We start from the raw sequence: 24,377 nt of genomic DNA, 5'->3' as shown, positions 1-24,377 counted from the left end.
CGCGTATGGCGGATCCACCGAAAGGAGGAGGGGTGGCGGGCGGCTCAGCTTTTGGTCATCACCCGTTCCATGGCCTCGGCAACGGTTCGGATGACTTTCACGCGGGCGTGGCGCTTGTCGTTGGCCTCGACCAGCGTCCAGGGCGCCGAATGTGTGCTGGTGCGCTCCACCATTTCGTTGATGGCCTGCTCGTAGGCGTCCCACTTGTCGCGGTTGCGCCAGTCTTCCTCCGTCAGCTTCCAGCGCTTGTACGGCGTCTCCTCGCGGTCCTTGAACCGCGCGAACTGCTCATCCTTGGTGATGTGCAGCCAGAATTTGCACAACACCATCCCGTGTTGGACGATCTGCTCCTCGAAATCGCGAATTTCCGCGAAGGCGCGGGCCCATTCGTCCTGCGACGCATAGCCCTCGACGCGCTCGACCAGGACGCGGCCGTACCAGGAGCGGTCGAACACCGTGACCCGGCCGGCCCGCCCCAACTGGCGCCAGAACCGCCATAGGTAGTGCTGCGCCTGTTCCTCGTCGGTGGGGGCCGCCACGGGGATCACCTGCAATTGGCGGGCGTCGAGGGCCCGGGTCAGGCGCCGAATCGCGCCGCCCTTGCCGGCGGCGTCCCACCCTTCGAACACCAGCACGGTGGAGATGCCCTGCTCCCGCGCCTGACGCTGGAGCACCGCGACACGCCCCTGCTGTTTGGACAGGGCCGCCCGGTAGTCTTCCTTCGGCAGCGTCCGGGTCATGTCGAGGGTGTCGAGCACCGTGGGCAGGCCCGCCACCAGATCGGGCAGCACCGCGTCCCCGGTGCCCGAGGGCGTGCCGGGCCACGCGGCGGCCTCCGCCTGAACTTGCCGCTGCCGTCGGCGGCGCTCCAGATGATGCAGCAGAGCGTCGCGCACGCTGCACAGCACGGTCAGCGCCCGGTAGCGGTGATCCTGACCTTCGACGATCGTCCAGCGGGCGGCCGCCACCGAGGTGCGCGCGATCAGATGCTCGGCGGCCCGGATGAAGGCGTCGTACATCTCCCAGTTTTTCCAGTCCTGGGCCGTCACCCGCCAGCTTTGCTGCGGATCCTTCTCCAGCGATTTCAGCCGTTTCTTCTGGGCCTCCTTGCCCAGGTGCATCCAGAATTTGAGGATCAGGGCACCGTCGTCGGCCAGCGTGGTCTCGAACGCCTGGATGCGCTTCAGCTCCTCGTCGAACGCCGCTTCGTCGATGGCGCCCGTAGCGAAATCCCGAAACGGCCGCGAATACCACGCCGAGAGGAACTGCCCGATGCGGCCCTTCGGCGGCAGATCGCGCCAGAACCGCCAGAACTCGGGCCGCTCGCGTTCCTCGTCGGAGGGGGGGCCGTAGGCGCAGGTGACGATCCAGCGGGGATCGAGCCACTCGTTCAGCAGGTTCATGCTCTCGCTCTTGCCGGCGCCGTCGACCCCGGCGAACACCAGGATCACCGGGACGTCGGCCGCGCGCAGTTTCTGCTGCAACTCCAGCAGTTCGATGCGTAGCGGCTCGGCCTGCCGGTCGAACTCCTCCTTACTGACCTTGCGTCCGAGTTCGGCGGTGCGGAACATAACGATCTCCTTCAGTGCGCCTCCGTAGCGTAGCGCCGTGAGGCCGGGCTTGTCATGGGCCGCCCATCGCGGTGGGCGCAGGGGCGCGCAGGACTCTTGCGCCGTGCGCTTGGGGGTGGGAAAACGCCAAGGCCTCTGCTAGGGTGTGGCCATCCTGGAGGGCTGGCTTCCCCGGGGCCGGGCGTCGTCGCCACCGTGTGACGATGCCGATCGGTCACAACGACGGAGGGAGAGACATCGGTGGTTCCCGACGACCGGTGTGACCGCTTGTGCGCGGAAGCCATGCTCAATCGTCATACACACTGTCTGACCGTCCCCCGGACCGCGTCTTCGAGGAGGAAACCTGAATGGCTGTTCGTGTTGGAATCAACGGCTTCGGCCGCATTGGTCGTCTTGTGCTGCGCTCCCTGCTGGAGTACGGCCGGACCGACATCGAGGTGGTGGCCATCAACGACCTCGGGTCCGCGGAAGCCAACGCCCACCTGCTGAAGTACGATACCGTCCATGGCGTGCTGCCGATGGACGTGTCAGCGACCGCCGACGCCATCGTCGTGGACGGCACGCCCATCAAGGTTCTGGCCGAGCGCGACCCGGCCAAGCTGCCCTGGGGTGAGCTGGGCGTCGATCTGGTCATGGAATGCACCGGCATCTTCACCGCCCGCGACAAGGCCGCCCTACACCTTGAGGCCGGCGCCAAGCGCGTTCTGGTCTCCGCCCCGGCCTCCGGCGCCGATCTGACCGTGGTCTACGGCGTGAACCACGACCAGCTCACCGCCGAGCACATCGTGGTCTCCAACGCCTCGTGCACCACGAACTGCCTCGCCCCGGTCGCCAAGGTGCTGAACGACACCTTCGGTCTGGTGCGCGGATTCATGACCACCATCCACAGCTACACCGGCGACCAGCGCACCGTGGACACCCTGCATAAGGATCTGCGCCGCGCCCGCGCCGCCGCCGCCAACATCATCCCGACTTCGACCGGTGCCGCGAAGGCCGTCGGTCTGGTGCTGCCCGAGCTGGCCGGCAAGCTGGACGGTGTCGCCATCCGCGTGCCGACCCCGAACGTCTCCCTGGTGGACCTGAAGTGTGAGCTGTCCAAGACGGCCACCGCCGAGGAGATCAACGCCGCCATGACCGCCGCCGCCACGGGCCCGCTGAAGGGTGTGCTGGCCGTCAACACGGCGCCGCTGGTCTCCAGCGACTTCAACCACAGCAAGGACAGCTCGGTGTTCGATGCCACCGGCACCAAGGTGATCGACGGCAACTTCGCCCGCGTCGTGAGCTGGTACGACAACGAGTGGGGCTTCTCCACCCGGATGGCCGACACGGCCATTGCGATGGCCGCGACCATCTAAAGGGAAGACCCGAACCGGCCCGCCCGCGCATCCCCGCCGATGCGCGGGCGTGGCGCGCCGGGAGGGCGTCCGGAACGGACGGCCCCGCATCCATCCGGAGAGAGCCCCATGCCCGACTTCAAGACCATCGACGACCTGGATGTGAACGGCAAGCGCGTGCTGGTGCGCGCCGATCTCAACGTGCCGGTGCGCAATGGCGTCGTCACCGACACCACCCGAATCGACCGCTCGGCCCAGACCATCAAGGACCTGATGGAGAAGGGCGCGTGCGTCGTCATTATGTCCCACTTTGGCCGGCCCAAGGGCCAGCGCGTGCCCGACATGTCGCTTCAGCCGGTGCTGGAGCCGCTGTCGAAGGCGCTGGGCGGCGTGCCGGTGGCGTTCGCCGACGACTGCATCGGCGCCGGCGCCGAGACGCTGGTGAACGGGCTCGCCCCGGGCGATGTGGCGTTGCTGGAAAACGTGCGCTTCCATGCCGGCGAAGAGAAGAACGACCCCGATTTCGCCCGCAAGCTGGCGGAGCTGGGCGACGTCTACGTCAACGATGCCTTTTCCTCCGCGCACCGCGCGCACGCCTCGACCGAGTATCTGGCCCAGGTGCTGCCGTCGGCCGCCGGCCGGCTGATGGAGGCGGAACTTGAGGCCCTGGGCAAGGCGCTGGAAAGCCCGGCCCGCCCGCTGGCCGCCATCGTCGGCGGCGCCAAGGTCTCGTCGAAGCTGGACCTGCTCGGCAACATGGTGGCCAAGGTCGACATGCTGGTGATCGGCGGCGGCATGGCCAACACCTTCCTGTTCGCCCAGGGTGTCGAGATCGGCGCCAGTCTGTGCGAGAAGGACATGGCCGACACCGCCCGCGCTATCCTGGAAAAGGCCAAGGTGGAGAACTGCGAGATCATCCTGCCGGTCGACGCTGTGGTGGCCTCTGAGTTCAAGGACGGCGCGGCCAACGAGACGGTCGATATCAACGCCGTGCCGGCCGACAAGATGATCCTGGACGTGGGCTCCATGTCCGCGCAGACGGTCATCCAGAAGCTCGCCGGCTGCAAGACGCTGGTCTGGAACGGCCCGATGGGCGCGTTTGAGATCAAGCCGTTCGACGCCGCGACCAACGCGGTGGCCCAGGCGGCGGCCAAGATGACCAACGAGGGCACCCTGCTGACCGTGGCCGGCGGCGGTGACACCGTGTCGGCCCTGGCCAACGCGGGCGTCGTGGATCAGTTCTCGTATGTCTCCACGGCCGGCGGCGCCTTCCTGGAGTGGCTGGAAGGCAAGGTCCTGCCGGGCGTCGCCGCGCTGAAGGACTGAGGCGGGCGGCCCGAACCGGAACCCGCCGGAACAGGGCCGACCGTCGGTTCCCGGCGCCATGTGTCGCGGCGAGGCCGGGCGGATGCGTCCCCCGCCCGGCTCGCACCGGATCGGGGACGCGCGCGGCTCGCGTGCCGGCGGACGGGTGCCTTTGGCCCCGGCGGGGCACGGCAGACCGCGAGCCGGAGACCCCTGTTGAACGTTCTGGTCCTTGGCGCCGGTGTGATCGGCGCCACCACGGCTTGCTTGCTGGCCCGCGACGGGCACCGGGTCACGGTCGTCGACCGACAGCCCGGCCCGGGGCTGGAGACCAGCTTCGCCAACGGCGGCCAGATCGCCGCCAGCCATTCGGAGCCCTGGGCGGGCCCGCAGATTCCGGGCCTGCTGCTCCGCTGGCTGGCGCGGGACGACGCGCCACTGCAATTCCGCTGGCTGCGGGCGGACCCGGCCCTGTGGTCGTGGGGCCTGCGCTTCCTGCTCAATTGCAGTGCGGGGGCACGGGCGCGCAACGTGGACCGGGCCGTGCGGCTCGCGCTGTACAGCCGCGACCGCCTGCGGGTCATCCGCGAGACGATGGCGCCCGACTACGACGCCCGCACCGAGGGCATTATCCATATCCACCGCGACCCCAAGGGGTTCGAGCGCGCCCGCGCCATCGCCGACCTGATGACTGCGGCGGGGCTGGAGCGGCGCCCGATTTCCATTGAGGAGGCCGTGGCGCTGGAGCCGGCCCTGGCGCATGCGGCGCCCAGTCTTTCGGGCGCGTTCTTCAGCCCGGGCGACGAGAACGGCGATGCGCACAAGTTCACCGTCGCGATGGCGGAGGCGGCGGCGCGCCACGGCGCCACCTTCCACTATGGGGTCGAGGTGCACGGCCTGTACCGCGCTCTGCGCGTGCGGCGGACCGTGGGCGGGGCGACCACCAGCCTCGGCCCCATGCCGGCGGATGCGGTCGTGCTGGCCCTGGGCAGCTTCTCGCCGCAGGTGGCGCGGAGCATCGACATGAACCTGCCGATCTATCCGGCGAAGGGCTATTCGATCACCCTGGACACACAGGGCGCCACCGGCGTGCCCTCGGTCAGCGTGACCGACGACGAGGTGCGGATGGTGTATTCCCGGCTGGGGGACCGCCTGCGTTGCGCCGGCACGGCCGCGTTCGAGGGCTGGAACACCACGCTCAACCCGGCCCGCGTCGCCCTGACACTCCGCAACGCCCGCGCCCTGTTCCCGGAGGGCGGGAACTACGACGCGCCAGACCCCTGGTGCGGCTTGCGTCCGGCGACACCCGACTCGGTGCCGCTGCTGGGACCGTCGCCCCGCCTGGACAACCTGTTCCTGAACACCGGGCATGGCACCATGGGCTGGGCCATGGCGGCCGGTTCGGCGCAGGTGACGGCCGATTTGATTGCGGGCCGAACCCCGGCCATCGACCTTAGGGGCTTCGGCCTGGAGCGCTTCCGGCTGCCCTGAGCGGCCCCGCCCTCGACGGGGGCTCTGGACGTTGCCCCTGGACGTTGCCCCTGGACGTTGGGTGTCCGGGTGCCAATCTGTGCCAGGGGCCGGGTCCCGCGCCCCGTGGGTTTCGCGCGTCCGCGTGCCCTCCGTCCCACACCGTTGTCCCTGATCCGGGAGATCCGATTCGTGAGTGACACATCCTACGACCTGATCGTCGTTGGCGGTGGCCCCGGCGGCTACGTTGCCGCGATCCGCGCCGCCCAGCTTGGCCTCGAGACGGCCGTGGTGGAGCGCGAGCACCTGGGGGGCATCTGCCTCAACTGGGGCTGCATCCCGACCAAGGCGCTGCTGCGCTCGGCGGAGGCGCATCGGATCATCCGTCACGCCGGGGACTTCGGGCTAGCGGCGGACAACCTGCGTGTGGACATGGCGGCAGTGGTCAAGCGGTCGCGGGCCGTCGCGGCCCAGCTCACCCGGGGTGTCACCCACCTGCTGAAGAAGAACAAGGTCACGGTCATCGACGGCCACGGGCGTCTGACCGGACAGGGCGGCGTGGCGGTCACCAAGGACGGCAAGCCGGTCGCCGAACTGAGCGCGAAGCACATCATTCTGGCCACCGGCGCCCGCGCTCGCAGCCTGCCCGGCCTGGAGCCGGACGGACAGCGCATCTGGACCTACAAGGAGGCCATGGTCCCCGAGACCATGCCCAAGTCGCTGCTGGTCGTCGGCTCCGGCGCCATCGGCATCGAGTTCGCCAGTTTCTTCCACGAACTGGGCGCGAAGACCACGGTGGTCGAGGTCATGGATCGCATCCTGCCGGTCGAGGACCCGGAGATCTCCGCCTTCGCCCGCAAGGCGTTCGAGAAGCAGGGGATGACGATCCACACCGCCACCACCGTCAAGGCGCTTAAGACCGGCGCCGACTCGGTCACCGCGACGCTGGAGGGCAAGGACGGCACACCCCAGGACATCACCGTGGATCGGGTCATCCTGGCCGTCGGCATCGTCGGCAACGTCGAGGACATCGGCCTGGACGCCACCAAGGTCAAGGTCGACCGCAGCCACGTGGTCACGGACGAATGGTGCCGCACCGACGAGCCCGGCGTGTATGCCATCGGCGATCTGACCGGACCGCCCTGGCTCGCCCACAAGGCCAGCCACGAGGGCGTGCTGTGCGTCGAGAGGATCGCGGGCGTCGAGGGTGTGCACCCGCTGGACACACGGCGAATCCCCGGCTGCACCTACTGCCATCCGCAGGTGGCTAGCGTCGGCCTGACCGAGGAAAAGGCCAAGGAGCAGGGCCACAAGGTTCGGGTCGGGCGCTTCCCGTTCATCGGCAACGGCAAGGCGATTGCGCTGGGCGAGACCGAGGGCTTCATCAAGACCGTGTTCGACGCCGACACCGGCGAGATGCTGGGCGCGCACATGATCGGCGCCGAGGTCACGGAACTGATCCAGGGCTACGCCGTGGGCATGACCCTGGAAACGACCGAGGCGGAGTTGATGCACACGGTCTTCCCGCATCCCACACTCTCCGAAATGATGCACGAGTCCGTGCTTGACGCTTACGGGCGGGCCCTCCATTTCTAGGCGTATGGATGACATCACCATGACATCGACGGCCGTGGACGACCCGGACGAAGCCCCGGCCGTGGAGGCGCGCGCCGGGCGGCCGCGCCACCCTGAGAAGGCCAAGCGGCCGGATCAAGCCTCGCCGCGCAAGCCGCACTGGATCCGCGCCAAGGCGCCGACCTCGCAGGAGGCCGCCGAGGTGCGCCGCCTGATGCGCGACAAGAAGCTTGCGACCGTGTGCGAGGAGGCGGCCTGCCCGAACATCGGGGAGTGCTGGAAGCGCCGCCACGCCACCTTCATGATCCTGGGCGAGACGTGCACCCGGGCGTGCGCGTTCTGCAACGTGCGCACCGGCCGGCCGGACGCGCTGGACGAGGGCGAGCCGGATCGTGTGATCGAGTCCGTGGCCGCGATGAGCCTGAAGCATGTCGTCATCACCTCGGTGGACCGCGACGACCTGCCGGACGGCGGGGCGCGCCAGTTCCAGCGCTGCGTCGCCGGCATTCACGCTGCCGCGCCCGAAACGACGGTGGAGATCCTGACGCCCGATTTCCGCGACAAGCCGGGCGCGCTGGACATCGTGCTGGAAAGCCCGCCGGAGGTCTTCAACCACAACCTGGAGACCGTGCCGCGCCTGTATACCTCTATCCGCCCCGGCGCGCGCTACTTCAACAGTCTGCGTCTGCTGCAACGGGCCAAGGAACAGGCCCCAGAGGTGTTCACCAAGTCCGGCATCATGGTCGGGTTGGGCGAGAGCCGCGAGGAAGTCTGGCAGGTCATGGACGATCTGCGGTCCGCCGACGTGGACTTTCTGACCATCGGCCAGTATCTACAGCCCACCCGCAAGCACGCGCCGGTGAGCCGCTTCGTGACCCCGGAGGAGTTCGAGGACTATGCGCGCGCGGCGCGTGCCAAGGGCTTCCTGCTGGTCTCGGCCACGCCGCTGACCCGCTCGTCCTATCACGCCGACCGGGACTTCGAGGCTCTGCGCCGCGCCCGTCTGGACCGCCTGAGGACCACCTGATCCAATGCCGACACATGGCGAAAAGCGATTTCTGCCCTACCAGCCCTCGGAGCTGTACGACCTCGTCGCGGACGTTGAGAAGTACCCGAAGTTCCTGCCGTGGTGTCTGGCGTCACGGATCAAAAAGCGTGAAGGCGATGTCTTTTACGCGGATTTGGTCATCGGCTTCAAAATGGTGCGCGAGCGGTTCACGTCGCGGGTTCAGTTGACCAGCGGCAAGCGTATTGATGTGTCGTACACCGAAGGGCCGTTCCAGTACCTGAACAACCACTGGATTTTCGAGCCCGCCGAGGGCGGCACCATGATCGACTTCTATGTCGATTTCGAGTTCCGCTCGGCCTTCCTGCAGAAAATCATGGGCGCGCTGTTCAACGAGGCGGTGCGGCGCATGGTCGCGGCGTTCGAGCGCCGGGCGGAACAGTTGTACGGTCAGCGGCCGTCATCGCCCGGTGCGGGCAGCGAGGCCCGACCGCATCCCTCCACGCTCTGATCCTCGGACGCGACAGGCTCGACAGGGCTCCGTCGGTTCGCTAGACACGGTGAACGGGGGGTCGCGCGTGCGCGGCCCTGGTGCATCGGATAGGGCGCAGAGAGGATCCGCGATGGGCTCCATCGGCTTCGGCGACACACGCGGCGTCCGCTTCGCGGCGGCGCTGGCGGCGGGTCTTCTGATGCAGGGCGTGTCCCTCCACATGGCCAAGGCCCAAATGGGCGCCGGCATGCAGGAAGACGGTGTGACCGACAGCGTCCTGGGAGCACCCTCCGATGATGCCCCAGAGACGGCTCCGGGGGATGCCACGCGCGGGGCCGCCGATGGTGCCGGCGACACGGCCGAAGCTGGGGCGGACGCCGATGCCACCGAAGCCGAACCCCCGCCGCCGATCGTCGTCAGCGAAGCGGAGGCCAGGACCTGCGCCGCGCGGCTGGAGCCGATGCTGGCGAGCTACGAGGACCCCACCGAGGCGATGTATCTGCGCCGTATGGGCGAGACCGGAATTCAGGTCTGGGCGCCGCGCGCGGCCCGTCCGGGGGCGCCCATGCACCCCTGGTGCGTGACCACCCTGGCGGCGATTGCGGGAGTGCCGTTCCTGTCCGTGGACGCCCGCGCGCTGGTCATGGAGCTGGTCGCTGCCGCCGGGGATGCGCCGCCGCCGCAGCCCGACGCTCCGCCCGCCGAGGAGACGGCACCGCCCCCCGCGCCGGAGGTCGTGGTTGAGGGCGAGGAGGAGGAGGAACCCCGAGGCCTGCCCGCCGCCTACCAGCGTGTGCCGCCCAAGGGCGGCCGGTCCGCGCCCCAGATCGGCCTACCGGTTCCCGTGACCGCCGCGTTGCCACTCGCCGCGCGCGTCGAGGCGGATGCCTGCGTGAGCGAGGGCGGCCAGCCCACGGCCGTGGTGGACCGCTTCTCCGGGCGCATGTTGGGCGGGGCCTGTTGGCTCGCCGATGGCACGGCCCGCACCCTGCCCGCGCTGGCGGACCATCTGGGGGCGAATTAGAGCAAATCCCGAGCAATCTGGAACAGATTGCGACGACGATGTGCTTAAACATCAAACCGAACACGCCCCCACCGAACACGCCCCCACCGAACACGCCCCACTGAACACGAAGGGGGCGTGTGTCGGCGCGGTCGCGTTTGCCGCGTCACTCGCCCGTCCGATGCTCCCGCAGGCGGGGCATGAGCTCCACGAAATTGCAGGGCCGGTAGCGGCTGTCGAGCTGGGTGGCCAGGATGCCGTCCCAGGCGTCCTTGCACGCCCCCGTAGAGCCGGGCAGCGCGAACAAATAGGTGCCGTCGGCCACCCCCGCGATCGCCCGCGACTGCACGGTCGAGGTGCCGATGGTCTGGTAGCTCAGCATCCGGAACAGTTCGCCGAAACCCGGAATCTCTTTTTCCAACACCTGGGCCATCGCCTCCGGCGTGACGTCGCGGCCGGTCACGCCGGTGCCGCCGGTGGAGATCACCGCGTCCACGCCCGGATCGGCGATCCAGGCCCGCAGGCGTTCCACGATGACGGCGGCCTCGTCGCGCACGATGGCGCGGTCGGCCAGCGTGTGCCCGGCGGCCTCCAGCCGCGCGACCAGGGTGTCGCCGCTGCGGTCATCGGTCCGGGTGCGGCTGTCGGAGACGGTCAGGATGGCGATGCGAACCGGCAGGAACGGCAGGGATTCGTCGAGACCCGGCATGGCGTGTCCTCATGATGGCGGTGACGATGCAACGCTACCCCGGCACCGTGCGTTTGACAAAGAGACGGACCGAGGACGGTTCGGCCCGCCGGGCGGGAACCAGACTGTTGCCCAATCGGCAACAGGGCGGCCCGTTGATTGGGCGCGCGCAACCTCCATGTGAACACCAGCGTCGCCGGCCGGTGGCGTGTCACGCGAAGCGACAAGGGAGCCGTGCGATGGGCCTGTTGATCGAGGGACACTGGCATGACCAGTGGTATGACACCAAGAGCACCGGAGGGCGATTCCAGCGCCAAGACAGCGCGTTTCGGGCGTGGGTGAGTGCGGATGGCTCCACGCCGTATCCGGCCGAGAAGGGGCGGTATCATCTTTATGTATCGCTAGCCTGCCCCTGGGCGCATCGGACGCTCATCGCCCGTGTCCTGAAGGGCCTGGAGGATGTGGTGTCGGTGTCCGTGGTCGATCCGCTGATGCTGGAACACGGCTGGGAGCTGCCGGAGGGCGCCGATCCCATCCTGGGCGCGCGCTTCCTCTATCAGGTCTACACGGCAGCCCAGTCGGATTACACCGGCCGGGTGACGGTGCCGGTGCTGTGGGACACGAAGACCGGGACCATCGTCAGCAACGAGAGCGCCGATATCCTGCGTATGTTTAATCAGGGCTTCGGCGACCTGGCGTCCGGGCCGGATCTGTATCCGGCGCGCCTGCACCGGTCGATCGACGCGGTCAATGCGTGGGTGTACGACACGCTCAACAACGGGGTCTACAAGGCCGGGTTCGCGACCCAGCAGGACGCCTACACCGAAGCGGTGGTGGCCGTGTTTGATACGCTGGACCGTCTGGAGGCGCGGCTGGGCGACCAGCGGTATCTCGCGGGCGACCAGATTACCGAGGCCGATTGGCGCGCCTTCACCACGCTGATCCGCTTCGACGCCGTCTATCACGGGCACTTCAAGTGCAACATCCGCCCGCTTTCGGATTATGACAATCTGTCCGGCTATGTGCGCGAGCTGTATCAGGTCCCGGGCGTGGCCGATACGGTCAACCTGGATCACATCAAGCGGCACTACTACGGCAGTCATGCGACCATCAACCCGACGGGGATCGTGCCGGTGGGACCGGCCCTGGATTTCGCCCGGCCGCACGGGCGCGATCGGCTGCGGGTGGCGTGACCGGTCGCCGAGGCCTGTCCGAACGGCTCCGAAACAGGCCCGCGCAATGGGTCCCGCACCGGCCAAGAGGTTGGAGCGGGGCGCGGACGGGACTAGAGTGCGCCCTGGCGCCGCCCCGCATAGAAGCCCGGCAGAGAGGCTCGGCGAAAAAGGACACCACCGGATATGAAGCAGTCTTGGGCCTGGACATGGGCGTTGGTACGGCGGCGGCGGTCTGCGGCCGTTGTGGTGATCGTTGGGCTCTTGGCGGTCGGCGCCGCTGGGCTGGATCCGGCCCGGGCGGAGTCCGCCGGGGTTGTGACCGTGGCGCCGCTGTCGGCGACCGTGAATGCGGCCGCCTATGGCCCGATGCCGACCGACGCGGCCCGCTACGTGTTCCAGCGGTACGACGACTCCCGCGAGACCGATGCCATCCAGCAGGCGCTGGAGGATGCCCTGGCGCGGACCCATCCGGCGGCCGGGACGGCGGCGGGGCCACTTCTGGAGATGGAGTTCGAGTACTACGTCATCCGCTCGGGTGTGCCGGAGATGGCCAAGGGGATTCTGGAGACCGAGGACGTGCGCCGTCGCGACGGCGCGGGCGACGATGCGCCCGCCAACGGGATCGACGTCACGGACCTTCAGGGGCGCACGGCGGGCGTCGAGGGCAACGTGTTTCATCGGCGGCAGGACTCGTTTTCGGCCGTGATGCGTCTTCAGGTGTCGGTGCGGGATCCGGCCTCCGGCGACGTGCTGTGGCGCGGCTGGGTCGACACACCCCTGCACGGCCTGTCCCGGGTGCAGGCGGCGGAGTTGGTGGCCGAGCCGCTGATGGATACGCTCGGGACGACGGTGGCTGGCCGCGAGGTCGTGGTCTCGGTGCCGGAGGCCATGGGCGGGGCACCCGGGCCGGCGGCGCCGCGGTCGGAGTAGTGTCGCGCCGCGGTCGGTCCGGGGTGTCCGGTCGGTCGTCGCCTTCTTTTTGCCAGAGACATGACTCCCTATGTGAGCGGGCAGTCCGGGCCAGAAGGACCGGGCTTCGCCCCTTTTTTCTTTGTGTCTTCCAAATAGAGACCACTTCATGGCGCGCCTGACCATCAACGGTACGGTTCAAACCCTCGACGTTCCCCCCGAAACCTCTCTGCTCAATGCGTTGCGCGACGAACTCGGTCTCACGGGCACGAAGTACGGCTGTGGCCTGTCGCAATGCGGCGCCTGTACGGTCCATGTGAATGGCGACGCCGTGCGTGCCTGTCAGACCTATGTGCGCGATCTCGGCGACGCCAGGGTCACGACTATTGAGGGTGTGTCCGGTCCGGTGGCGGATGCCGTCCGCGCGGCGTGGCTGGAGCACGATGTGGCGCAATGCGGCTACTGTCAGCCGGGCCAGATCATGCAGGCGATCGCCCTGCTCACTCGGCAGCCGAACCCGGACGACGCCGCCATCACCGCCGCGATGAACGGCAATCTGTGCCGCTGTGGCACGTATGGGCGGATCCGGGCGGCCATCCGTTCGGCCGCGCGGATGCTCTCCCTGGCGACGGAAGGGGCCGAGCCATGACCGCGTTCATCGAGCGCCGGGCCGCTCGGTCCGGCGGTATCGAGTCGCCGCGGTTCAGTCGACGGACCCTGCTGCGGAGCGTGGCCGGTGCCGGCGCGGGGCTGACGCTCGGACTTCTGCTGCCGAGCAGAGGCGCCGAGGCCGCCGCCGATGCCGGTGAGGGGCCGGCGGATGCGCGGGACGGCGAACCGTTCGCTCCCAACGCCTTCGTTCGCCTGGCGCCGGACGGCACCGTGACCGTGATCTGCAAGCACCTGGAGATGGGGCAGGGAGTGTACACCGGCCTGTGCACGCTGGTGGCGGAGGAATTGGACGCCGCGTGGTCCCAGGTGCGGCCGGAGCCCGCCCCCGCCGATGCGGCCCGGTACAACAATCTATTCTGGGGGCCGTTGCAGGGCACCGGGGGCAGCACGTCGCTGGCCAACGCGTTCGAGCAGATGCGGCGCGCGGGGGCGGTGGCGCGGGCCATGCTGGTGACGGCGGCGGCCCAAGAGTGGGGCGTGGCTCCGGCGGAGATCGAGACCGCCGAGGGCGTGCTGCGGCATCCGGCCAGCGACCGGTCCGCGCCCTATGGCGCGATGGTCGAGCGCGCCGCCGGCCTGACGGTGCCCGACCCGGACTCCGTGGCGCTGAAGGCACCGGAGCAGTTCCGCCTGATCGGCAAGGGTGATTTGCGCCGGCCGGATGCCGAGGCCCGGATCAACGGGACGGCGATCTTCGCCAGCGACATCCGCCGGCCCGGCATGCTGGTCGCGCGTGTGCGTCGGCCGCCGCGATTCGGCGCCGTGCTCAAGACGCTGGATGAGGACGCCGCCAAGAGTGTGCCCGGGGTCAAGGCCGTGCTTGTCCTTCCGCGCGGTGTCGCGGTGGTGGCGGAAAAGAGCTGGCAGGCGGATCAGGCGCGCGCCGCCCTCAACATCACCTGGGACGACAGCGCCGCCTTGACGGTCGGCACCGATGCGATCCGAAAGCAATACCGGGAGTTGGCCGAGCAGCCGGGCACGGTGGTCCGCAACGACGGGGACGCGGCCGCCGCGCTGTCCGATCCCGAGGGGCGCACGCTGGAGGCGACCTACGAGGTGCCCTATCTGGCCCACGCGCCGATGGAGCCGCCGAGCGCTGTGGCCCACCTGACCGACGCGGGCATCGAGGTCTGGACCGGCTCGCAGGTTCCGACCATGGACGTGCTGACGATCGCGGAAGCGGCCCGGGTCAAGCCGGAGGCAGTGACGCTGCATGTCACCCTCGCCGGGGGCAGTTTCGGCCGGCGTGCCAATCCCGCCGGGGATTGTGTGGCCGAGGCGGCCGGCATCGCGCGTGGCCTGCTGGACCGGGGCATCGTCGCGCCGGTCCAACTGGCCTGGACGCGCGAGGACGACATCCGCGGCGGCTTCTACCGCCCGATGGCGCTGCACCGGGTGTCCGGGGCGCTGGACCCGAACGGGCGCCCGGTGGCCTGGCGCCAGCGGGTGGTGTGTCAGTCGGTGCTGAAGGACACCCCGTTCGCGCCCATCCTGGGGGCGCCGGGGATCGATCCCATGGCGGTGGAGGGGGTGAAGGATCTGCCCTACGCGGTGCCGAACGTGCACGCCGACCTGCACATGCCCGAGACGGGCGTGCCGGTGCTCTGGTGGCGCTCCATCGGGCATTCGCACACGGCCTTCGCGGTCGAGAGCTTTATGGATGAGATGGCCCACGCCGCCCACGTGGATCCGCTGGTGCTGCGGCTCGATCTGCTGCGGGACCATCCGCGCGCCCTGGGGGTGCTGATGCTGGTGGCGGAGCAGGCCGGGTGGCACGCGCCGATGGAGGGCGGGCGAGGCCGGGGCCTCGCGGTGCATGAGTCCTATGGCTCGGTCGTGGCCACGGTCGCCGAGGTCACGGTGCGCGAGCAGACGATCCGGGTGGACCGCATGGTCTGCGCGGTGGACTGCGGCCTGCCGGTCAATCCGGACATCATCCGCGCCCAGGTGGAGGGCGGTACGGTGTTCGGCCTGTCGGCCACCCTGCGCAGCCGCCTGACCCTGGATGAGACCGGTCTGGTGCGGCAATCCAACTTCCACGATTTCGAGGTCTTGCGACAGGCCTCGACGCCCGAGATCGCGGTGCACATCGTGCCCTCGACGGATCCGCCGAGCGGGATCGGCGAGCCCGCCGTGCCGCCGGTGGCGCCCGCCGTGGCCAATGCCGTCTTCGCCGCCACCGGGCGACGCCTCCGGTCGCTGCCCCTGCGCGTTCCGAGCTAGGGCCGGCGTCGGCGCCATGACCGCTCGCTCCTTCGTGTCCCGGCGTGTCTTGGGCCTGCGCGCGGCCACGCGGGTGGGCCTGTTTTACGGTCTGATGTTCACCGGCATCGGGGTTATGCAGCCGTTCTGGCCGGCGTGGCTGGAAACGCGCGGGCTGGGCGCGGTTGAGATCGGCTTGGTCATGGCGGCGGCACAGTGGTCCAAGGTGTTGGTCAATCCGGTTGTGGCCAGCCATGTGGACCGCACCGGGGCGCGCCGCGCGACCATGGTCGGGCTGGCGCTGGTCAGTCTGCTCTGTTTCGCCCTGTTGCAGCCGCTGATGGGCTTCTGGCCGATCCTCCTGATGGCGGTGCCGGCGACGGCCTGCATGGCGGGCCTGATGCCGCTGGCCGAGTCCGTGGCCATGGGGGTGGTGCGGGCGACCGGCGCGGACTACGGCCGCATGCGGCTGTGGGGGTCGATCACCTTCATGGTGGCCGCCGTGGCGGCGGGCGCGCTGCTGGACGTGCTGCCGGTGACGGTGGTGGTGCCGACGGCCATCCTGAGCGCGCTCTCGCTCACCGTTCTGAGCGCCGCCGCTCTGCCGCCGGACGAGATGCGCGTGGGCGCTCCCCGCGGCGCCCGTCGCCCGGTCTTCGGCGGGGACGGGGTGTTGCGGCTGCTGCGGGATCGCCGGTTCCTGCTCTTCCTGGGCTGTGTCGGTCTGTCGCAGGGCAGCCACGCGCCCTATTACGGCTTTTCCACCCTGCACTGGCGCGCCGCCGGGCTGTCGGACACGACCATCGGCGTCCTGTGGGCGTTCGGTGTCGTCGTCGAGGTCGCGTTGTTCGCCTTCGGCAACCGGATGGTGGCGCGTCTGGGGCCGCTCGGCCTGCTGCTGGCGGCGGCCGCGGGCGGCCTGGTCCGCTGGTCCGTGCTGGCGGTGACGGTCCATCCCGTGGCCCTGTTCGCCGTGCAGGGGCTGCACGCTCTGACCTATGCCGCCGGTCACCTGGGCGCGATGCACTTCATTGCCCGCGCCGTGCCGCACAGTCACGCCGTGCGCGCGCAGGGTCTGTACTCCGCCCTCGCCATGGGGGCCGTGCTGGGGCTGTCGATGATCCTGTCGGGCTGGCTGTATGCCCGGGTCGGCGGGCTCGCCTTCTTTCTGGGGACGGGCCTGTGCGCGGGGGCGAGCGTGTTTGGTCTCCTCTTGGCCCGGACGTGGGACGGCGGCGCGCTGTGGGGCGAGGACCCGCCGACGGAAGTCGTGGAACCCGCGCCGCGCGTTTCGTAGACTGGCCCCGGATTGTACCAACGGCCGTTGACACGGGCCGGTGCCGCCTCGGCGGGTGAGTCCGTCTCATCCGCCGTTGGTGTGTTCGAACGCAAAAGAGGGGATTGTTCGATCATGACGATGTTTGGTGGCCGGCGCCGGGGGGCGATCCGCGCGCTGTCCGGCCTGCTTTTGTGCGGTCTGGTCCTGGCTTCGGCGCCCGTGGCCCGCGCCGCGGAGGGCGAGCCTCTGACGATCCTGCTCGACTGGTTCGTGAACCCCGACCACGCGACGCTGGTGGTGGCGAAAGAGAAGGGGTTCTTCGCCGACGAGGGGCTCGATGTGACCCTGGTCGCGCCGGCCGACCCGAACGATCCGCCCAAGCTGGTCGCCGCCGGTCAGGCCGCGCTGGCGGTGTCCTACCAGCCGCAGCTTCATATCCAGGTGGACAAGGGCCTGCCGCTGATCCGCGTGGGTACCGTGGTGGCGACGCCGCTGAATTCCGTCGTGACGGTCGCGGACGGGCCGGTGGAGTCCCTGGCGGACTTGAAGGGGCGCACCGTCGGCTTCTCGGTCGGCGGGTTCGAGGACGTGCTGCTCGGCGCCATGCTGGAGGACGCCAGCCTAAGCCTGGACGACGTCACCCTGGTCAACGTCAACTTCAGTCTGTCGCCGTCCATCCTGTCCGGGCAGGTCGACGCCGTCGTCGGCGCGTTCCGCAATTTCGAGCTGAACCAGATGGAGCTGGTCGGCCGGCCCGGCCGTGCGTTCTATCCCGAGGAACACGGCGTGCCGGTCTATGACGAGCTGATCCTGGTGGCGAACACCGACGCTGTGGATGATCCGCGCCTGCCGCGCGTGATGCGCGCGCTGGAGTCCGCGACACGCTACCTCATCAACCATCCGGATGAATGCTGGGACCTGTTCGTGGCCGCCTACCCCGATGTGGACGACGCCCTGAACCGGCGCGCCTGGGCCGACACGCTGCCGCGCTTCGCGCTGCGCCCGGCGGTGGTGGACGCGCCGCGCTACACGGCGTTCGGGGCCTTCTTGAAGGCGCGGGGCATGATCGACGAGACGGTTCCGGCGGAAAGGCTGGCGGTGGACGTCCGGACGCGGTAGAGGGGCGGGGCGTCGCGCCTTTCTCTCTTCCGGACGACAGGACTGCCCATGACTCCCGGTGCTCGTTTGGCCGCAAGCCTCGATCTGCTGACTGCGATCGCGGGCGATCCGCGCCCCGCCGACGCCGTGGCGCAGACCTTCCTGCGCGCGCGTCGCTACATCGGCGCGGGCGACCGCCGCGCCGTGACGGAGCGGGTCTATGGTCTGCTTCGCCGTCACGCCCGGCTGGGCTGGTGGACCGGGCATGGCACCCCGCGCGACCGCCTGATCGCCGATCTGGTCCTGACGGACGGTCTGACCGTGAAGGCGATCAAGGCGCTGTTCTCAGGGCAGGGGCACGAGCCGGAGCCGTTGACCGGGCCGGAGCGCACGCTGGCGGAGCGCCTTCAGGGCCAGCCGCTGGAACCGCCGGAAATGCCGGAGGCCGACCGGTTGGAACTGCCCGAGTGGCTGCTGGAGCCCCTGTCGGCCAGCCTGTCCGCGACTGTGGGACCGGACTGGCGGGCCGCGCTCGCCGCGCTGAACGGCGAGGCGCCGCTGGACCTGCGCGTCAACACGCTGAAGGCGGACCGGGAGGGCGCCCGCGCCGCCCTGGCCGAGGCGGATATCACGGCCGTGGATGGGCCGCTGGCACCCCTGGCCTTGCGGGTCGAGGGACGGGTGAATCTGGCCGCGACCGCGCCGTTCCGCGACGGACTGGTGGAGGTGCAGGACGCGGGCTCCCAGGTCGCCGCCGCGCTGGTCGGCGCCACGCCCGGGATGGCGGTGTGCGATCTGTGCGCCGGGGCCGGCGGCAAGACCCTGGCGCTGGCCGCCGCCATGGCCGGCAAGGGCCGGCTGCTGGCCTGCGACGTGTCCGCGCCGCGCCTGGACCGCGCCAAGGTCCGCCTGCGCCGGGCGGGTGTGCACAACGCGACCCTTCATGTGCTCGACGAGTCGGGCCGCAAGTGGCTGAAGCGGCAGGCCGGCGCCTTCGACCGCGTGCTGGTGGACGCCCCGTGCAGCGGCACCGGCGCGTGGCGCCGCAACCCCGATGCCCGCTGGCGGCTCGATCCGGAGGATCTGGTCAACCTGGCGGCGGAGCAGGACGCCATTCTGGTGCGGGCCGCCCGGCTGGTGCGGCCCGGGGGCCGGCTGATCTATGTGACATGTTCGGTGCTCACGGCGGAGAACGAGGACCGCGTGGCGGCCTTCCTCACCGGTCCCGCCGGGGCCGGGTTCGCGCCCGTGCCGGTGGTGGAGGCCTGGGCCGAGGCCGGGCTACCGCCGGACACCTGCCCCGCCGCCGGGGACGCCCTGTCCCTGCGCCTGGTGCCGTCGGTCCACGCGACCGACGGGTTTTTCGCTGCGGTGCTGCGCCGCGCGGAGGAATAGGGCGCGTCCCGCCCGCCCCCGTTTCCCCCCCTCTCAGTCGCTGTAACCAAACTTTCACCGTTGTGTCACAAGGGAGTCGCCGTCCCTGAGTAGGGTCACGCCAAATCCGGATGCCCCGCGTTGGGCATTCGGTGCGTGTCCGCATCGGTGCGTCTCAGCCACGCGCGCCGGGGCGGGGCGGCTCGGGGGATCCTCCCCGGCCGAACGCTCCCATCCAGACGTGCCCATCCAGATTTGGAGGTCCTCGTGATCAAGAAGAGCATTCTGCTGGCCGCCGTGGCGACCGTCGGCCTGACCGGCGTGGCCGAGGCCCGCGACCAGATCCGCATCGTCGGATCGTCCACCGTCTACCCGTTCACGACTGTCGTTGCCGAGACCTTCGGCAAGAAGACCGGCATGCCGACCCCGGTTGTCGAGTCGACCGGGTCCGGCGGCGGCTTCAAGCTGTTCTGCGCGGGCCTGGGTGTCGAGCACCCGGATTTCTCCAACGCCTCGCGCGCTATCAAGAAATCCGAGATCGAGACCTGCGCCAAGAACGGCGTGACCGCGATCACCGAGATGAAGGTCGGCTACGACGGCATCGTCCTGGCCAATGCCAAGAGCGCCCCGGCCTTCACCCTGACCAAGGAACAGATTTATCTGGCCCTGGCCAAGGACGTGCCCGTGGACGGCGCCTGGGTGGCCAACCCGAACAAGAACTGGAGCGACATCGACTCGTCGCTGCCCGATGAGCCCATCGAAGTCCTGGGTCCGCCCCCGACCTCCGGCACCCGCGACGCGTTCCTGGAACTGGTCATGGAGCCGGGCTGTGAAGAGCTGGCCGAATGTCAGGGCTTGTCCAAGGACGAGTTCAAGGCCCGCGCCTTCACCATGCGTGAGGATGGCGGCTTCATCGAGGCCGGTGAGAACGACAACCTGATCGTTCAGAAGCTGGAAGCCAACCCGGCCGCGCTGGGCATCTTCGGCTTCTCCTACCTCGACCAGAACCACGACAAGATCCAGGGTGCCGTGGTCGAGGGCGAAGCCCCGACCTTCGAGAACATCGCCTCCGGCGCCTACCCGGTCTCCCGTCCGCTGTTCGTCTACGTCAAGACGGCGCACATGGGCGTGATCCCGGGCATGGAAGAGTTCCTGGCCGAGTACACCTCGGACGCCGCCTGGGGTCCGGAAGGCTACCTCGCCGACAAGGGCCTGATCCCGATGCCGGATGAGGAGCGCGCCAAGTACCGTGAAGCGGCCATGAACAAGGTTGACAACGTCAACATGTAACGGGCGCCGCGCCTCGCGGCCGTCATGGCGGACGTGAAGACCGCGACGCGTGCCAGCGACCGGCTCCCGGGCCGGTCGCTGGTGCCGTCGAGGGCGGTCCTTCCGGTGAACACCGCCAGACGTGGCCGGTCGCTCGGACAGACAGCCGCATGTAGCAGTACTGGACGTCATCCATGGAAACCCTCTACGTCATCGCCGCCATTCTGGGTCTGACGTTGATCAGTTTTGCGATGGGCCGCCAACGGGCCGTCGCCCGCAGCGAGGGCCAACCGCGCGCGCTGCATTCCCTGCCCAATTACCACGGGCATTTCGTCGCGCTGTGGTGCGCGGTGCCGGCCCTGATCCTGCTGGTGATCTGGGTGCCGCTGGAGCCGATGCTGGCCATGAGCGCCGCCCTGGACTACTTCCAGGCCCACATCGCCGATCCGGCCCATATGGAGAGCGTGCGCCAGTCCAAGCTGGCCCTGCTGCTCAGCCTGGAGCCAAACGCCACCACGATTGACCTGTCCGCGCTGCGCGCCGACCAGTACAACCTGCTCCAGACCGAAATCCGCAACATGGCGGCGGGCACGGCCTCGACGGGCCATGCGGCCTTCATGCAGGAGGTCGCGGACTACTACCAGGGCTACCGGGACACCAGTTTCCTTCTGATGGTCGCCGCGTGCGTCGCGGTGGCCGGCGCCGGCGCCGGTGTGGCCTGGCGGTGGATCGCCCCCGAGATGCGGGCGCGCAACCGGGTCGAACAGGCCGTCACGGCCTTCATGATCCTGTGCTCGACCGTGGCGATCCTGACGACGCTGGGCATCGTGCTGTCGCTGCTGTTCGAGGCGATCCGCTTCTTCGCGCAGATCCCGCTCACCGAATTCCTGTTCGGCCTGCATTGGAGCCCGCAGACCGCCATCCGGGCGGATCAGGTCGGGTCCACCGGGTCGTTCGGCGCGGTGCCGCTGTTCGCCGGCACGCTGTTGATCTCCTTCATCGCCATGTGCGTGGCGGTGCCGATCGGCCTGCTGTCGGCGATCTACATGGCGGAATACGCGCACAGCAAAGTGCGCGCGGTCGTCAAGCCGCTGCTGGAGATCCTGGCTGGCATTCCGACCGTGGTCTACGGCTTCTTCGCCGCGCTGACCGTGGCGCCGTTCTTCCGCGACGTCGGCGAAAGCATCGGCCTGGACGTCTCCTCGGAGAGCGCGCTGGCCGCCGGCATGGTCATGGGGATCATGATCATCCCGTTCGTCAGTTCGCTGTCGGACGACGTCATCACGGCCGTGCCGCAGTCGATGCGCGAGGGGTCGTACGGCCTGGGCGCCACCAAGTCCGAGACCGTCCGCCGGGTCATCCTGCCGGCCGCGCTGCCCGGCATCGTGGGCGGCATCCTGCTGGCCGTCAGCCGGGCCATCGGCGAGACCATGATCGTGGTCATGGCCGCGGGCCTGGGATCGAACCTGACCGCCAACCCGCTGGAAGCGGTCACCACCGTCACGGTGCAGATCGTCACCCTGCTGGTGGGCGACCAGGAGTTCGACAGCCCCAAGACGCTGGCGGCCTTCGCCCTTGGCCTTGTGCTGTTCATCATGACGCTGTGCCTGAACATCATCGCCCTGCACGTGGTCCGCAAATACCGCGAGCAGTACGACTGACGGGCCGGTTGCCGTGCCCCCACCGCGACCCGAGTTCGAGCCCGACCGAGCGAGACACATCATGACCGAATCCACCGCGCCCACCGACCCGAGGTCCCCATCGGGTCCCTCCTCGGGCTCCACCGCGTCCGCGAAGGAGAAGATGCAGGCCTCGCTGGCCCGGCGCTACGCGGCCGAGAAGCGCTTTCAGGCCTATGGCATCGGCGCCATCATCCTTGCGCTGGCCATGCTGGTCACCCTGTTCGTGACCATCATCGGCTCCGGCTACACCGCGTTCGTGCAGTACACCGTCCGCCTGGACGTCACGCTGTACCCGCAGGACATCGACCCTCAGGGAACGCGCGACCCCGAGGTGCTGGCGCGGGCCGACTACCAGGGTGCCATCAACGACGCGATGTACTCCCTGTTTCCCGACGCGAGTGGGCGGAGCGCGCGCCGCGATGTGCGCGCCCTGGTGAGCCCCGGGGCCAACTTCGTCATCCGCGACATGGTGTTGGACGATCCGACCCTGGTGGGGCAGCGGATCAGTGTGTACGTGCCGCTGGCGACCGAGTTCGACCAGATCCTGAAGGGCAATATCGATCCGGCCGTGACCATGCGGACCATCCGGGAGGCCAGCACCGGGATTCCCTGGTCGCTGCCGCCCGGAGAGCGGCTGATCAGCGAAAACCAGGGGCGTTACCTGCAACAGCTCGTGCGTCAGGGCGAGGTCGAGGGTTCCTTTAACCGGTGGTTCTTCACCAATGGTGATAGCCGCCAGCCGGAACTCGCCGGCATCTGGGGCGCGGCCGTTGGGTCGTTCTTCACCCTCCTGGTGACGCTGGCGCTGTCGTTCCCCATCGGGGTCGCGGCGGCGGTCTACCTGGAGGAGTTCGCGCCGAAGAACCGGTGGACCGACGTCATTGAGGTCAACATCAACAACCTCGCCGCCGTGCCATCGATCGTGTTCGGCCTGCTGGGTCTCGCCGTGTTCCTCCAATTCTTCGGCATGCCCCGTTCCGCCCCCGTGGTCGGCGGTCTGGTGCTGACCCTGATGACGCTGCCGACCATCATCATCGCCAGCCGCGCGGCGTTGAAGTCGGTGCCGCCGTCGATTCGAGAGGCCGCGCTGGGTGTTGGCGCATCGAAGCTTCAGACCATCTTTCATCATGTGCTGCCGCTGGCGATGCCCGGCATGCTGACCGGCACCATCATCGGCATGGCGCAGGCCCTGGGCGAGACCGCGCCGCTGCTGATGATCGGCATGGTGGCTTTCGTGGTGGACATTCCGGCCACGCCGATGGACCCGTCCACCGTGCTGCCGGTGCAAATCTTCCTGTGGTCGGACAGCCCGGAGCGCGGCTTCACCGAGCGGACATCGGCCGCCATCATGTGCCTGCTGGGCTTCCTGATCCTGATGAACGCGGCGGCGGTCCTGCTGCGCAAACGTTTCGAGAGAAAGTGGTAAGAGCCATGAAAGATGAGCAGCATTCCGAGTCCGCGCAGGAGCACGCGTACCCGGAAACAACCGCCGGCAAGCCGACGGTGGAGGACAACGCCAAGGTCTCCGCGCGCGGCGCCAACGTGTACTATGGCGAGAAGCAGGCCATTAAGAATGTGAGTCTGGATGTGGGCGCGCACGAGGTCACGGCGTTCATCGGGCCGTCGGGCTGCGGAAAGTCGACGTTCCTGCGCGCGCTCAACCGGATGAACGACACAATCGACATCTGCCGGGTGACGGGGGACTTCCGGCTGGACGGCGAGGATATCTACGACCGCAAGGTGGACGTGGTGCAGTTGCGCGCGCGCGTCGGCATGGTGTTCCAAAAGCCGAACCCGTTCCCCAAGTCGATCTTCGAGAACGTGGCCTATGGCCCGCGTATTCACGGGCTGGTGGCGCACAAGAGCGAGCTGGACGAGATCGTCCACACCAGCCTGGAGCGCGCCGGCCTGCTGGGCGAGGTCAAGGACCGGCTGGACACGCCGGGCACCGGGCTGTCCGGTGGCCAGCAGCAGCGCCTGTGCATCGCGCGCGCCATCGCGGTCAGCCCGGAGGTGATCCTGATGGACGAGCCGTGCTCCGCGCTGGATCCGATCGCGACCGCGAAGATCGAAGAGTTGATTGACGAACTGCGCGAGAACTACACCATCGTGATTGTGACCCACTCGATGCAGCAGGCGGCCCGGGTCTCGCAGCGTACGGCGTTCTTTCATCTGGGCAATCTGGTCGAAATGGGCGATACCGAGACCATCTTCACCAATCCGGAACACAAACTGACCCAGGGATATATCACGGGCCGGTTCGGCTAGGCCG

At 69.0% G+C, this 24,377-nt stretch carries 20 protein-coding genes; 18 read left to right on the top strand and 2 right to left on the bottom strand.

The window, feature by feature from the left end; genetic code table 11:
* Positions 1 to 44: 44 nt before the first annotated feature.
* Entirely contained in the window at positions 45 to 1,571 is a 1,527-nt protein-coding gene (gene pap / locus GGD82_RS09805; protein ID WP_150061550.1) for a polyphosphate:AMP phosphotransferase, read from the bottom strand.
* 347 nt (positions 1,572 to 1,918) lie between these two features.
* Here pap and gap point away from each other — a divergent pair, with 347 nt between their 5' ends.
* From gap to GGD82_RS09770, 7 genes are all read left to right on the top strand, one after another.
* A complete protein-coding gene (gene gap / locus GGD82_RS09800; RefSeq protein WP_150061551.1) occupies positions 1,919 to 2,926 on the top strand; it encodes a type I glyceraldehyde-3-phosphate dehydrogenase in 1,008 nt (335 codons plus the stop codon).
* Between the two features lie 108 nt (positions 2,927 to 3,034).
* Positions 3,035 to 4,231: a phosphoglycerate kinase gene (locus GGD82_RS09795; RefSeq protein WP_150061552.1), complete on the top strand. Its 1,197-nt coding sequence runs from the start codon at positions 3,035 to 3,037 to the stop codon at positions 4,229 to 4,231.
* Between the two features lie 195 nt (positions 4,232 to 4,426).
* Positions 4,427 to 5,701 (top strand): D-amino acid dehydrogenase, encoded by a 1,275-nt coding sequence (locus tag GGD82_RS09790; RefSeq protein WP_150061553.1) that lies wholly within the window; start codon positions 4,427 to 4,429, stop codon positions 5,699 to 5,701.
* Positions 5,702 to 5,872: 171 nt separating this feature from the next.
* A complete protein-coding gene (gene lpdA, locus GGD82_RS09785; RefSeq protein WP_150061554.1) occupies positions 5,873 to 7,276 on the top strand; it encodes a dihydrolipoyl dehydrogenase in 1,404 nt (467 codons plus the stop codon).
* A 19-nt stretch (positions 7,277 to 7,295) separates the two neighbouring features.
* Positions 7,296 to 8,282: a lipoyl synthase gene (gene lipA / locus GGD82_RS09780; protein WP_150061555.1), complete on the top strand. Its 987-nt coding sequence runs from the start codon at positions 7,296 to 7,298 to the stop codon at positions 8,280 to 8,282.
* A 4-nt stretch (positions 8,283 to 8,286) separates the two neighbouring features.
* Positions 8,287 to 8,772 (top strand): type II toxin-antitoxin system RatA family toxin, encoded by a 486-nt coding sequence (locus GGD82_RS09775; RefSeq protein ID WP_150061556.1) that lies wholly within the window; start codon positions 8,287 to 8,289, stop codon positions 8,770 to 8,772.
* 112 nt (positions 8,773 to 8,884) lie between these two features.
* The gene (locus GGD82_RS09770) at positions 8,885 to 9,778 is read left to right on the top strand and encodes a hypothetical protein (RefSeq protein WP_150061557.1); all 894 of its coding nucleotides are present in this window, start codon (positions 8,885 to 8,887) and stop codon (positions 9,776 to 9,778) included.
* 145 nt (positions 9,779 to 9,923) lie between these two features.
* On the opposite strand, the gene moaB is transcribed toward GGD82_RS09770, so the two are convergent.
* Positions 9,924 to 10,466: a molybdenum cofactor biosynthesis protein B gene (gene moaB, locus GGD82_RS09765; protein ID WP_150061558.1), complete on the bottom strand. Its 543-nt coding sequence runs from the start codon at positions 10,464 to 10,466 to the stop codon at positions 9,924 to 9,926.
* Between the two features lie 218 nt (positions 10,467 to 10,684).
* Between moaB and GGD82_RS09760 the strand changes: the two genes are divergently transcribed.
* From GGD82_RS09760 to pstB, 11 genes are all read left to right on the top strand, one after another.
* Complete coding sequence (locus GGD82_RS09760; protein WP_150061559.1) at positions 10,685 to 11,638, top strand: glutathione S-transferase family protein; 954 nt, start codon at positions 10,685 to 10,687, stop codon at positions 11,636 to 11,638.
* Between the two features lie 165 nt (positions 11,639 to 11,803).
* Positions 11,804 to 12,550, top strand: a complete 747-nt coding sequence (locus tag GGD82_RS09755) for a hypothetical protein (protein WP_150061560.1) — start codon at positions 11,804 to 11,806, stop codon at positions 12,548 to 12,550.
* A gap of 148 nt (positions 12,551 to 12,698) precedes the next feature.
* Positions 12,699 to 13,178, top strand: coding sequence for a (2Fe-2S)-binding protein (locus GGD82_RS09750; RefSeq protein ID WP_150061561.1), 480 nt, complete (start codon positions 12,699 to 12,701; stop codon positions 13,176 to 13,178).
* A complete protein-coding gene (locus GGD82_RS09745; RefSeq protein WP_150061562.1) occupies positions 13,175 to 15,424 on the top strand; it encodes a xanthine dehydrogenase family protein molybdopterin-binding subunit in 2,250 nt (749 codons plus the stop codon). The genes GGD82_RS09750 and GGD82_RS09745 overlap by 4 nt, the downstream gene beginning before the upstream one ends.
* A 16-nt stretch (positions 15,425 to 15,440) precedes the next feature.
* Positions 15,441 to 16,700, top strand: a complete 1,260-nt coding sequence (locus tag GGD82_RS09740; RefSeq protein WP_170284186.1) for an MFS transporter — start codon at positions 15,441 to 15,443, stop codon at positions 16,698 to 16,700.
* A 114-nt stretch (positions 16,701 to 16,814) separates the two neighbouring features.
* Positions 16,815 to 17,801, top strand: a complete 987-nt coding sequence (locus GGD82_RS09735; protein WP_375782123.1) for an ABC transporter substrate-binding protein — start codon at positions 16,815 to 16,817, stop codon at positions 17,799 to 17,801.
* A gap of 48 nt (positions 17,802 to 17,849) precedes the next feature.
* The gene (locus GGD82_RS09730; RefSeq protein WP_150061564.1) at positions 17,850 to 19,175 is read left to right on the top strand and encodes an RsmB/NOP family class I SAM-dependent RNA methyltransferase; all 1,326 of its coding nucleotides are present in this window, start codon (positions 17,850 to 17,852) and stop codon (positions 19,173 to 19,175) included.
* Between the two features lie 246 nt (positions 19,176 to 19,421).
* Positions 19,422 to 20,444, top strand: a complete 1,023-nt coding sequence (locus GGD82_RS09725; RefSeq protein ID WP_150061565.1) for a PstS family phosphate ABC transporter substrate-binding protein — start codon at positions 19,422 to 19,424, stop codon at positions 20,442 to 20,444.
* Positions 20,445 to 20,617: 173 nt separating this feature from the next.
* Positions 20,618 to 22,084 (top strand): phosphate ABC transporter permease subunit PstC, encoded by a 1,467-nt coding sequence (pstC, locus tag GGD82_RS09720; protein WP_150061566.1) that lies wholly within the window; start codon positions 20,618 to 20,620, stop codon positions 22,082 to 22,084.
* A 142-nt stretch (positions 22,085 to 22,226) separates the two neighbouring features.
* Positions 22,227 to 23,531, top strand: a complete 1,305-nt coding sequence (gene pstA, locus GGD82_RS09715; RefSeq protein WP_246163758.1) for a phosphate ABC transporter permease PstA — start codon at positions 22,227 to 22,229, stop codon at positions 23,529 to 23,531.
* 5 nt (positions 23,532 to 23,536) lie between these two features.
* Positions 23,537 to 24,373 carry a phosphate ABC transporter ATP-binding protein PstB gene (gene pstB, locus GGD82_RS09710; protein ID WP_150061568.1) on the top strand — a complete coding sequence of 279 codons (837 nt, stop codon included), beginning with the start codon at positions 23,537 to 23,539 and terminating at the stop codon, positions 24,371 to 24,373.
* Positions 24,374 to 24,377: the final 4 nt, after the last annotated feature.

Origin of the sequence: Roseospira marina (assembly GCF_014197855.1) — a bacterium.
Classification (GTDB): Bacteria; Pseudomonadota; Alphaproteobacteria; order Rhodospirillales; family Rhodospirillaceae; genus Rhodospira; species Rhodospira marina.
This window is presented reverse-complemented; position numbering and strand designations above follow the sequence as displayed.